Origin of the sequence: Polyangium sp. 6x1, assembly GCF_029946515.1 — a bacterium.
Lineage (GTDB): Bacteria > Myxococcota_A > Polyangia > Polyangiales > Polyangiaceae > Polyangium.
On record NZ_JARZHH010000043.1, the window covers coordinates 88,092 to 99,784 of the forward strand.

The window sequence follows — 11,693 nt, forward strand, 5'->3', positions numbered from 1 at the left end:
CGTCAAACCTCCGCCGCGAGGGCCATGTCCGGCGCGGGCCGCTCGAAGAGCGCGCGCAGGACTCGTCCCGTCGCGGTCGCGCGTCGCGCCACGGCCTCGGGAGATCCTTCGGCCACGACACGACCGCCGCCCTTGCCGCCCTCCGGTCCGAGCTCGATCACGTGATCGGCGGCCGCGATCACGGCCGGGTGGTGCTCGATGATCAGGAGCGAGTGGCCTCGCTGCACGAGGCGATCGAGGACGTTCACGAGGCGCGCCACGTCGGAGAGATGAAGCCCCGTGGTCGGCTCGTCGAGCACGTAGAGCGTGGGCTTGGCGCGCGAGCCGCTGCAGAGCTCGTCCGCGAGCTTGAGGCGCTGCGCCTCACCGCCCGAGAGCGTGTGCGAGCCCTGGCCGAGCCGGAGGTACCCCACGCCGAGATCACACATCGTGGCGAGCGGCTCGCGGATCTTCGGGTGCGCCGCGAAGAGCTCGGCCGCCTCCTCGGCCGTACGGAGCAGGACATCGCCGATCGACATGCCGAGGTAACGTACGTCGAGCGTGGCCGGCTCGAAACGTGTTCCGCCGCAAGCCTCGCAGGTCGTCACGACGTCGGGCAAGAAAGACATCTCGTGCGAGATGACCCCCTGCCCTTCGCACGTTTCGCAGCGGCCGCCCTTCGCCGTGTTGAACGAGAACCGCGCGGGGTCGTAGCCGCGCATCTTCGCGTCGGGCGTCGCGGCGAAGAGCTTGCGGACGTCGTCCCAGACGCCGAGGAAGGTGGCCGGGATCGAGCGCGGCGTGCGGCCGATGGGCGATTGGTCCACGGCGACGGCGCGCGCGAGCGAGGGCGGCAGGTGGAGCGCGTCGTGCGGACCAGGATCGGGCCCCGCGAGCCCGAGGGCGCGACGCACGGCCGGGTAGAGCACGTGACGGACGAGCGTGCTCTTGCCGGAGCCGGAGACGCCGGCGACGACGGTCATGCGACCGATCGGAACACGCAGCGTGTCCACGCGGAGGTTGTGGGCGCGCGCGCCCTCGATCTCCAGAAACTCGGTGGCAGGGCCGAGCCGCGTGCGCGCCGAGGCGAGCGCGCGTTCGCCGGAGAGGGCCTTCGCGGTGGGCGAGTTCGCCGTGCGTAGCACCTCGGAAGGCGTTCCTTGCGCCACGATGCGACCGCCGCCGCGACCGCCGGTGGGGCCGAGATCGATGAGGTAGTCGGCCGCGCGGATGGTGTCCGCGTCGTGCTCGACCATGAGCACGGTGCTGCCCATGCCGGCGAGCTTGCGCAGGTTGTCGAGCAGCCGATGCGTGTCGCGCGGGTGCAGACCGATCGTCGGCTCGTCGAGCACGTAGAGCGCGCCCGTGAGGCCGCTGCCGAGCTGCGCGGCGAGGCGGAGTCGCTGCATCTCGCCGCCGGAGAGCGTGGCGGCGCGGCGATCGAGCGCGAGGTAGCCGAGGCCGACCTCTTCGACGAACGCGAGCCGCCGCGCGAGCTCGCGGTGCGGCGCCTCCGCGACGATCGCTCGCTCTCCGTCGAAGTGGAGCGTCTTCGCCCAGCGAACGGCCTCGGACACCGAGCGCGCAGTCGCCTCGTGGTACCGGTCCCCCGCGAGGCGCACCGAGCGCGGCACGGGCGCGAGGCGCGAGCCGCCGCATGCCGTGCACGGCTCGTTCGAGGCATCCGCGAGATCGGCGCCCTCGCTGCCGCCGAGCACGCCCGTCCCCTCGCACGCGTCGCAGCGGCCTTGCTTGGTGTTGAACGAGAACCAGCGCGGATCCAGCTCGGGGACGCCCGCGCCGCAGCGAGGGCAGGTGCGCGTGGTGGAGAGCAGCTCCTCCTGGCCACGCGAATTGACGAGCTTGAGCGAGCCCTTGCCGAACGCGAGCGCGCGGTCGAACGTGGCGCGATCGAGACCGTCGAGCTTGCCCTCGTGGATCACGAGATCGATCGAGTGCTCGCGCCGTTTGTCGAGGCGCGGCGGATCGTCGGTGCTCGCCCGCGCGCCGTCGACGATCGCGTCCGTGATGCCCGCGCGCGCCGCCGCCGTGAAGACGTCGAGGTACGTGCCCTTGCGCGCGACGACCGCGGGCGCGAGCAACGTGCGCGATCCCCGCGTCGCGAGCAGCGCGCGATACACCTCGTCGGGCGCGCGCGCGGTGATGGGGACGTCGCACGTCGGGCAGTGCGGCTCGCCCACCTTCGCAAAGAGGAGCCGCAGGTAATGGGCGATCTCGGTGACGGTCGCGACCGTCGAGTTCGACCCCGATCGTGTCGTGCGCTGTTCGAGCGCGATCGCGGGCGGCACGCCCGTGACGCGATCGACGTCGGGGCGCGGCATCGAGGGGAGGAACTGGCGCGCGTACGGCGTCAGCGTCTCCAGGAAGCGCCGCTGTCCTTCGGCGAAGACGACGTCGAACGCGAGCGTGCTCTTGCCCGATCCGCTCGGCCCCGTGACGACGACGATCTGGCCGTGCGGGATCGACGTGCAGACCTCCGCGAGGTTGTGCTCGCGCGCGTGGACGATCTCGATCGCCGACGGCGCGGGCGGGTAAGCCGAGCGCTCGCGGCGTGACGCGTCTCCGTTCGCCTTGTCCTTTCGCCGCGAGCGCGAGGACGACGGCGGCGACGTGGGCTTCGCGAGGTGTGCTGCGAGCGCGTGCCCCGTGCGCGTGCTCGTGCGCGCGACCTCCTCGGGTGTCCCCTCGGCGACGATCTGCCCGCCGTCGCTGCCCGCGCCCGGGCCGAGATCCACGACCCAGTCGGAGGCCGCGATCACGTCGAGATCGTGATCGACGACGATGACGCTCCCGCCGCCGCGCACGAGATCCCGCATCGCCTGGTTGAGCAGCAGCACCTCCTCCGCGTGCAGGCCCGCGCTCGGCTCGTCGAGCAGGAAGAGCGCGCCCGCCGTCCGTTCGCCAAGGGCGCGCGCGAGCTTGAGCCGCTGCGCTTCGCCGCCGGACAGCGTCGAGAGCGGCTGCCCCAGCGCGAGGTAGCCGAGGCCGAGGCGCGCGAGCGGCCCGATCGCACGCACGATCGCAGGCTCGCGCGCGAAGACCTCGAGCGCCTCGTCGATCGACAGCGCGAGCACGTCGGCCACGGAGCGGCCGTCCACCTTGACCTCGAGCACCTCGTCACGGAAGCGCTTGCCTTGACAAACCGGGCAGGTGAGCGAGACGTCGGCGAGGAACTGCATCTCGATCGTCTCGGCGCCCTCCCCCGCGCACGACTCGCACCGCCCGAGCGCGACGTTGAACGAGAAATGGCCCGCCGTGAGCTTTCGCGCGGCCGCCTCGGGCTCCGCGGCGAACTTCTGGCGGATGCGGTTCCACGCGCCCGTGTACGTCGCGGGGTTGCCACGCGACGTGCGCCCGAGCGGGGCTTGATCGACGAGCGTGACGACCTTGATCGCGCTCGTGCCCTCGATCTTTTTGTGCGCGCCCGCGGGCTCGATGTCCTTGTAGCCGCGGGCCCGCGCGAGGGCGCGGTAGAGCACGTCCTCCACGAGCGTGCTCTTGCCGGAGCCGCTCGCGCCCGTCACGCACACGATCTGCCCGAGCGGCAAACGCGTGCTCACGTCCTTCAGGTTGTTCGCGCGCGCCCCCACGATGGAGATCGATCCACGCGGCGCAGGTCGCTCGTCCGAAGACGCGACGCTCGCCGCGCCTCGCGCGAGGGCGCGCCCCGTCGGCAGATCGGCGCGCCGCGCGAGCTCCGCCGGCGCGCCGTCGAACACCACGCGCCCGCCTTGCCTGCCCGCGCCGGGACCGAGCTCGACCACGCGATCCGAGGCCCGGATGACGAGCGGCTCGTGCTCGATCACGACCACGACGTTGCCGCGCGCCGCGAGCTCGCGCATCGCCTCGATGAGCGGCGGCACGTCGCTCGGATGCAGCCCCACGGTCGGCTCGTCGAGCACGAAGAGCGCGCCCGTGAGCGACGTCCCAAGCGCGCCCGTCAGCGTCACGCGTTGCGCCTCGCCGCCCGAGAGCGTGCGCGCTTGCCGATCGAGCGTCAGGTACCCGAGCCCCACGCGCTCCAGGTACGCGAGCCGCTGCGCCAGCTCTTTCCGCGCGATCTCGCCCTGCCCTGTCGTCGCCTTCAGCCGCTCCAAGAGAGCGCGCGCCTCGCGCAGCTCGAGCCCGTGCCAGCTCGCGAGATCGAGCCCGCCCACGCGGTAGAGCAAGGACTCGGGCGAAAGGCGCTTGCCGTCGCAGGTCGCGCACGGATCGTAGGAGCGGTACCGCGCGAGCAACACGCGGATGTGCATCTTGTACGTGCGCGTCTCGAGCCACTTGAACCACGCGCGCACGCCGGGGTACTTGCCGCCGTGGAAGCTGCCCTCGCCGTCGAGCACCTGCGCGCGCTGCGCCTCGGTGAGCTCCTTCCACGGCGCGTCGAGCGGGATGCCCTTCTTCTCGCAGAACTTCTTGAGTACCTTCCGCTCCCACGACGTGCTCGACCCCGTCCACGGCCGGATCGCGCCGCCTTCGAGCGTCTTCTCCTCGTCGGGGATCACCTTGCCCCAGTCGACCCCGATCGTCCGGCCAAAGCCCCGGCACCCCGGGCACGCGCCGATCGGCGACTGGTACGAGAACAGGCCCGGCCGCGCGGCTTCGAAGCTCCGCGCGCACGACGGACAGGCGAGCCCCCGCGGCACGAGCACGCGCCGGCCGGCCCCGTTCGCGCCCGACGCGCCCACGTACAAGGCCACGCTTCCCTCGGCGCGTTGCCACGCCTCCTCGATGGCCGAGCCGAGGCGCCGTGCGTCACGCGCGCCGATCTTCACGCGGTCGACGATCACTTCGATCCCGCCGCCCGCGCCGAGCGCGTCGCTCGGGCCGACCTCGTCGATGTCGCGCACCTCGCCGCGCACGAGCAGACGCCGATAGCCCGCTTCGAGCAGCGTCTCGCGCACGTCGAGCAGCTCCTCCGTGCCGGCCACGGGCACGCGGTACGTGACGAGCGCGGCCTGGCCCTCGTGGCTCTCGACGGCCTTCGACGCGGCCGTCACGGCGTCCACGCGCGTCGCCGGGACCTGACACGTCGGGCACACGGGCGTCGCCTCGCGGGCGAACACGGCCGAAAGATACGGCTCGAGGTCGGCCATCGTGGCCACCGTCGAGCGCGAGCTCTTCACGGGGGCGCGGCGATCGACGGCCACGCCCGCGGCGACCGGATCGAGCTCGTCGATGGGTGGCCGTTCGAGCCGCTCCAGGAACTGCCGCGCGTACGGGCTGAAGCTCTCGACGAAGCGACGTTGCCCTTCCGAGTAGAGCGTATCGAGCGCGAGCGATGATTTTCCGGCGCCGGAGACGCCCGTGAAGCAAACGAGCTGCCCGGGCACGAGCTCGAGGTCGATCCCCTGGAGATTGTGGGTGCGCGCGCCGCGGATGCGGATGGGTTGCATGGCTTCGCTCTCTGCGGTGAGGGGTGATGCGGAGAAGACGCGGACCGAGGCGCCGGCGTACTAGCACGGCGCGCGGGTTTGTCGCGGAACGGACGCTCGTCGCCCTATGGACGCAGGACGCACGGCGCGCTAGCCCTACGCGAGCGCCTGCCTGGAGAGCGGCTCTTCGGGTAGCGTTTGGCCGTAGCGACAGCGATCAAAGGTGTCAACCACGTGAGCGGGAAAGAAGCGAGCGACGAGAAGCTCATCGTGCGAAACCGGAGGGCCGGCTTCGAGTACGAGCTCGGCGAGCGCTTCGAAGCCGGCATCGTGCTCATCGGCAGCGAGGTCAAGATGCTTCGCGACGGGAAGGCCGACCTCTCCGACGCGTGGTGCACGATCACGAACGGCGAGGCGTTCCTGCACGGCATGCTGATCCCCGAGATGCCGGGCGCCGCGTTCGGTCACGTCGCGAAGCGGACGCGCAAGCTCCTGCTGCATGGCCCGGAGATCGATCAGATCCGCAAGGCCGTGGAACGCGAGGGCATGACGGTCGCGGCCACGCGGCTCTATTTCAAGAAGGGACGCGCGAAGGTCGAGCTCGCCCTGGCGAAGGGCAAAAAGCAGGCGGACAAACGCGAGACGGTCAAGCAACGCGAGGCCGAGCGGGAAGCCCGCGCCGCGATCGGCCGGGGCCGCCGAGGGGAGTGAACATGCCGCACATGAAGCTCCTGAGAGGTGGCACGGCCGATCTCGTGGCCCTCGACGGCGATCGGGTGAGCCTTCGATCGACCGAGGCCTTCGCGCCGGGAGCGCCGCTCGCCGGCAACCTCGAGACGAGCTCGCTCGTGCGCGTGAAGGTGCATCGCTGCCGGCGGCAGGACGATGGCTTCCTCGTCGAAGGCCGCCTCGTCGACGCGACGCGACGCCTTCGCGAAGAGCTCTCCGCGCTGCTCGCTTCGCCGGCCGGCAGCGGCTCCGGCGACGCGGCCTCGTCGTAACCGTCGCCTCCGCATCCTGGACCACATCCGTCGCCATGCGCCTCGGTGTCGGGGTTTTTCGTGACCACCCAGCGCATGTATTCCAGACACATGAACGGATGTAAAGGGCTTCCGTGATTTCGCGGCACTTCCCGCGTTTCGGGTGCCCCGGCGGGCGGTGCATTGCCGGATCCAGCGGGCCCTCTTAGGCTGGGAAGCCATGAAGATCGCGTCGCGCCCCCGGGTCATCATCCGCCGCTGCCCCACCTACGACGTCGACCAGATCCGCCGGATCATTCGAGAGGGGCTCGAGGAGCTCGACCTCAGGCCGCACGGCCGCACGCTCGTCAAGCCGAACTGCGTGGCGTCGGGGCCGTCGTTCCCGCACGCGTACACGCGGCCGGAGTTCCTGGAGGGCGTGCTGCGCGCCTTGCAGGACCGGGACGACGGCCGCGTCCGGGAGCTCGCCCTCGGCGAGCGCTGCGGCATCACGCTCCCCACGCGCATGAGCTTCGAGGGCGCGGGCTACTACCCGATGATCAAGCGCACCGGCGTGAAGCACTACCACTTCGAGGAGGAGCCGCAGGTCGAGATCCGGCTCTCCCACAAGGAGCGGCTGCGCGACTACGTCTTCACGCCCGAGCCCATCGCGAAGGCCGACTTCTTCGTCAACTGCCCCAAGTTCAAGAGCCACCCCTGGACCACCGTGACGTTCTCCATGAAGAACTACATCGGCATCCAGGACGATCGACACCGCCTCATCGACCACGACCACCGGCTCGACGAGAAGATCGCGGACCTCCAGTACATCGTTCAGCCGCAGTTCATCGCCATCGACGCGATCGTCGCCGGCGAAGGCCGGATGCTCACGCCCATCCCGCGCAAGCTCGGGCTCGTCATCATGGGCAACTCGCAGGCCGCGTTCGACGCGCTCTGCTGCCACATCATCGGCGTCGATCCGTACACGGTCGATCACCTCCGCCTCGCCTCCGAACGGGGCTTCGGATCGCTCGATCTCGACGCGATGGAGATCAGCGGCGACGTGACGCTCGAAGAGGCGAAGGCGATGGCCAAGGGCTTCAAGGTCGGCCTCGTGCGCGTCGAGAAGCACTTCGAAGGCTCGCACATCACCGCGTACGCCGGCGCGCCGCCCGAACCGGAGCGGACCGACTACTGCTGGGGCGGTTGTCCGGGCGCGCTCGAGGAGGCCATCGAGATCCTGCGGCTCTACGACGAGCAGTGCGACGACAAGCTGCCGCGCATGCACATCGTCTTCGGGGCCTACGAAGGGAAGATCGACGCGGCGCCGGGCGAGCGCGTCGTGTTCATCGGCGACTGCGCGAAGTGGTCGGGCAACCTCCACGGCCGCCTCGTGAACGTCGAGAGCCTTTACAAGGACCGCGCGCAGAAGGACCCGTACCACGCCAAACACGACGACATCTTCGCGAAGGCTGTGACCGTGATGCGGAAGATGGCGACCACGGATCCGAACGAGCCGCTGCGCCTCGAAGGCTGCCCCGTCAGCGTGGCCGAGCAGGTGCTCACGCTCGTCGAGCTCGGCAAGACGAAGAACCCGTACCTCTCGCCCGCGGACGCCGTGAGCTTCAGCAAGGGCTACCTCGGCTGGCGAGGCAAGTCGCTCGTCCAGCGCCTCTCCGGCAAGCCCTACCAGATCCACGGGCCCTGCGAGCGCGGGCAAGCCGCGCCCGAGGTCTCGCCGCCTACGACGCCGGACGCAGAGTAACGTCGAACAGCACCTCGACGTCGTCGCGGACCCGGAACGCGCCGAGCGGCCCCTTCACGTCGCGGAGGCCGAGCCGCTTCATCGAGAGCGTGATCCGCCCCGAGACGCGCGTGCGGCCCGCTTCCTCCGCCACGCGCAGCGGGACCGGCAGCGAGAGCCGGCCGCTCGAAACCTCGACCGTCACCTCCGCGCGATCCCGCGACGTGCCCTTCGCGTGGACGCGCACCTCCTTCGTCCCCGGGAACACCTCGTCGCGGATCTTCCGCTCGATGTCCGATCGATCCGAGATCGACAGCGCCGACGTGTCGACGCGCTCGCCATGCAGCGTCCCCACGACCTGCAGCGCGGCGACCGGCACGACGAGCTCCGCGGAAAACCCCTCGCCTTCGAGCGTCGCGCGGCCGGTGAACGTGGCGGCTGAAAGCTCGAGATCGTGCGCCAGGCGCGCCAGCATCCCGCTCGCACGCGTGTGGACGAGAATCTTGGAGGTCGAACGATCGACGACCCGCGCGGCGTCACTCATTCGCGACACCGTAGCGCGGCGGCTACGAGAAGCAGCATCGCCATGAGCAGCAGAGCCACGGAGCTCTGCGGTTGCGACAGCCCGAGCGGCCCCTCGCCGCCGAGGAGCGCGCGTCCGTGCGCTCGAGGCAGGAGGGCCGCGAAGAGGCCCGCGCCGCTGCCGAAGAGGAAGTCGAGGACGAGCGGCACGAGGCGACCACGGCCACGTTCGAGGAACGTCGCGCCGAACGCGAACCAGCCGCCGTACGCCGCGCCGACGAGGGCGCCGATCCAGCCGCTCGTGAAGGCATCCCGGGCGAACGGCGGCGCCGCGGCCGACTGCGCGGACGCGACGGCGACGAGCGCGAGCAACGCGCTGCTCGCGGCCGAAGCGAGCACGAGCGCCACGCCGATCCCGAGCGCGACGTCGCGGCGCGCGGCCCCGTAACGCGCGACGGGCCAGGCGGCGTCACGCAGCTTCGAGCGATCACAGGCGCGGGCGGCGAGGGCGAAGCAGAAGAGCGGGATGACGAGGCGGAACGTCGCGGCGAGGGAACGATCGACCGCGCCCGCCGTGGTCACGCGGCGTTCGATGAGGCCGCCGGCGAGCGCGAGTGCGAGCGCGAGCATCGCGGTGAGCGCGACACCCCTTCCTGCGAGCCTGCGAGCGCCCATCGCGGCCCCGAGGGAAACTCCCCCGAACGCGCCCGCGCCACGAGGCAACGCGGCCTCTGGTCGATGCTGCGACGTCATGCTCCTCCCCGTGGCTCGCCTGGATCACCTGGCTCGGGTGGCTTCTCCGCCACGTCGGTCGTGACGGGAGGCGCCTCGGCGACCGGCGGCTCGCTCGGCACGGCCGGGAGCGCCTGCGGCGCGACGGGCGCGAGCGCTCCCGGCACCCGCGCGCTCCTCGCCGCCGGGAGCGCGACCGGCGGCCTTTGCGGGAGCCTGGCCGCGCGGCGGAACGTGAGCAGCGCCTCGGCCGCGGCGCGCACCTGAACGATGCCGGGCGACGCCGGCGCGATGGCTTCGATCGCGACGCCGGCCTCCACCGCCGTGTCCGTGAGCGCGAGCGCGCAAGCGTCGAGATCGTCCCCGGACAAACGCAGCTCCGCGGCCCGCGGATACGGCCCGGCGGCCTCGCTCCACGCGACGGATCGCACCTCCGTTCGATCGGCGAGCAAACGAGCGAGCGCGCGCACCGGCGCTCGTTCGCTCGCGTCGTCCGCGGGACGCACCCACGCGATGAGCGCGGGCTCGCCGCCGGGCAGAGGCTCCGCGGCGTCGGCCTCGCCGAGCACGAGCCCCTTGTGCAGCACGAGGACACGATCGCCGAGCGCACGCGCGTCCGCGGGCGAGGAGGTCGTCACGACGACACACGCGCCGCCGAGCGCGAGCTCGCGGATCCGCTCGCGCACGAGGCCGAGCAGGTTGAGCGCGACGTCGGAGAGCGGCTCGTGCAGCGAGACGAGCAGCGGCGACGGCGTGGAGAGCGCGAGCGCGAGCTCCACCGCGCGCGCCTCGGCGAACGAAAGTGATCGCGGCTCGCGGCGCGCGAGGTGACCGAGGCCGAACGGATCGAGCACGTCGCCGGCGCGCGCCCCGAGCTCGCCGCGCGCCCTGCGCGAGAGCACGACCGACGCCTCGACCGTGCGCGCATCCGGGAGCGAAGGCTCCGCGGCGAGCGCGCCGATGCGGGCCCGCAGCAAGGGCGAACGCGCGGGGGATTGTCCTTCGACGAGGACGCGGCCCTGCAAGGGAGCGCGCGCGCCCGTGATCACCTCGGAGAGCGCGAGCGTCCCGTCCTCGGGCGCACCCAGAACGGCGAACACGCCTGCGCCGAGGGCGAGGTTCACGCCCGTCAGTCTCCCGCGGGAAGCGCCGCGCGGCGCCGCGGCGTCACGCGCATGCACGGCTTCGAGCACGAGCCGCGGCGGCGAGATCGTGTGCGGACGCTGCATCGTCATGCGCCTGCTCCGCCGCGGCCTGCGTCGACGAGGAGCGAGAGCAGCGCGGAGAGCGCGCCCGGAATCGAGTACGTGCCGCGCCCCGCGAGCTCCGCGAGCATCCACGGCACGATCACGATCGCCGCGAGCAGGACCCTGCCACGACGCCCACCCATGCGCGCCGAGAACGCGGCGAGCGTCCCGAGCGTGGCCCCAGCGCTCACCGAGAACACGAAGAGCCCGAGCGCGAACACGATCCTGCGCATCGCCATGGACGCGGAGCTCGACAGCGCCACCGTGACGAGCGCGAGCCCGACGAGCGGCAGCCCAACAGACCTCGCGATCTGCACCATCGACGCGATCCACCGCACTGCGTGGAGGCTCTGCGCGTGCACGCCGTGCGTCGCCGCGAGCGCCTCGATTCCGGCCTCGCGATCCTCGGCGGTCCGATCGCTCGCCGCCGCGAGCGTCGTCGGGGCCGCCGCCACCAGCGTGATCGACGCGGCCCCGAGGCCCACGAGCCCTTCGAGCGGCGCGCTCGTTCCTTCCGTCGCGCGGAGAACGATCGCGAGGGCGGCGAACGACGCGCCGAGCAGCGCTCCGCCCACGAGCCCGACACGCGAGAGCGTCGTGCGCGCGAGGCGCGCGCGGGACAGCGCCACCGCGGCGAGCAAGCGCCTTCGCGGACGCCCACGAGGCGGCCCGGGCGTGCGGCGCGCGGCTGGCGCGCCGGTGAGGCTCGAGGGAGTCGACATCGTCACGATGATTTCGAGGGTGAACGCGAGGAGCCGCATCCCCGCTGCCCTTTCGCGCGGGCGGCGGCAAGGATATCCTGTGCGCAGTCCTGTGCTTGACCTGAAAATCCGCCGTGGGCGATGGGCTTCTGTTCTCGGGCTCTTGCTAGCGGGCGGTGCGCTCGGCGTCGCCTGCACGCCGGACTCCGGCATCTCTCGGCCCACGACTGCGTCCGGGAGCGGCGCGGGCGGGGCGGGCGGTGACGCCGGTGCCGGCGGGGATGCCGGCGCCTCGTCCAGCGTGAGCTCGTCGAGCAGCTCGTCGTCGTCCTCGTCCAGCGGCAGCGGCGGCGCCGGTGGTGCCGGCGGCGCGGGCGGCGCAGGCGGCAGCGGCGCGGGCGGCGCAGGCGGCGCAG

8 protein-coding genes and 1 pseudogene are annotated in these 11,693 nt (G+C 72.0%); 4 read left to right on the forward strand and 5 right to left on the reverse strand.

Annotated elements, in window-relative coordinates:
- Positions 1-2: 2 nt before the first annotated feature.
- Positions 3-5,393: an excinuclease ABC subunit UvrA gene (gene uvrA, locus QHF85_RS32335; RefSeq protein WP_281331242.1), complete on the reverse strand. Its 5,391-nt coding sequence runs from the start codon at positions 5,391-5,393 to the stop codon at positions 3-5.
- Positions 5,394-5,606: 213 nt separating this feature from the next.
- On the opposite strand from uvrA, the gene smpB reads away from it, so the two are divergent.
- The 3 genes from smpB (at position 5,607) to QHF85_RS32350 (ending at position 8,096) form a co-directional block, all read left to right on the forward strand.
- Positions 5,607-6,083, forward strand: a complete 477-nt coding sequence (gene smpB, locus QHF85_RS32340) for an SsrA-binding protein SmpB (RefSeq protein ID WP_281331243.1) — start codon at positions 5,607-5,609, stop codon at positions 6,081-6,083.
- Between the two features lie 11 nt (positions 6,084-6,094).
- Entirely contained in the window at positions 6,095-6,373 is a 279-nt protein-coding gene (locus QHF85_RS32345; RefSeq protein WP_281331244.1) for a hypothetical protein, read from the forward strand.
- Positions 6,374-6,572: 199 nt separating this feature from the next.
- Positions 6,573-8,096, forward strand: coding sequence for a DUF362 domain-containing protein (locus QHF85_RS32350; protein WP_281331245.1), 1,524 nt, complete (start codon positions 6,573-6,575; stop codon positions 8,094-8,096).
- Here the strand turns inward: QHF85_RS32350 and QHF85_RS32355 are convergent.
- The 4 genes from QHF85_RS32355 to QHF85_RS32370 all read right to left on the reverse strand — a co-directional run bounded on the left by QHF85_RS32355 (position 8,074) and on the right by QHF85_RS32370 (position 11,337).
- The gene (locus QHF85_RS32355) at positions 8,074-8,619 is read right to left on the reverse strand and encodes a hypothetical protein (protein ID WP_281331246.1); all 546 of its coding nucleotides are present in this window, start codon (positions 8,617-8,619) and stop codon (positions 8,074-8,076) included. The two genes, QHF85_RS32350 and QHF85_RS32355, sit on opposite strands and share 23 nt — an antisense overlap.
- Complete coding sequence (locus QHF85_RS32360; RefSeq protein WP_281331247.1) at positions 8,616-9,227, reverse strand: hypothetical protein; 612 nt, start codon at positions 9,225-9,227, stop codon at positions 8,616-8,618. Before QHF85_RS32360 ends, QHF85_RS32355 begins: the two co-directional genes overlap by 4 nt.
- A 119-nt stretch (positions 9,228-9,346) precedes the next feature.
- Positions 9,347-10,564 (reverse strand): ATP-binding cassette domain-containing protein, encoded by a 1,218-nt coding sequence (locus tag QHF85_RS32365; protein ID WP_281331248.1) that lies wholly within the window; start codon positions 10,562-10,564, stop codon positions 9,347-9,349.
- The gene (locus QHF85_RS32370; RefSeq protein ID WP_281331249.1) at positions 10,561-11,337 is read right to left on the reverse strand and encodes a hypothetical protein; all 777 of its coding nucleotides are present in this window, start codon (positions 11,335-11,337) and stop codon (positions 10,561-10,563) included. The genes QHF85_RS32365 and QHF85_RS32370 overlap by 4 nt, the downstream gene beginning before the upstream one ends.
- Positions 11,338-11,440: 103 nt before the next feature.
- Between QHF85_RS32370 and QHF85_RS32375 the strand changes: the two are divergent.
- A pseudogene (locus QHF85_RS32375) lies at positions 11,441-11,693 on the forward strand (hypothetical protein); the annotation flags it as partial.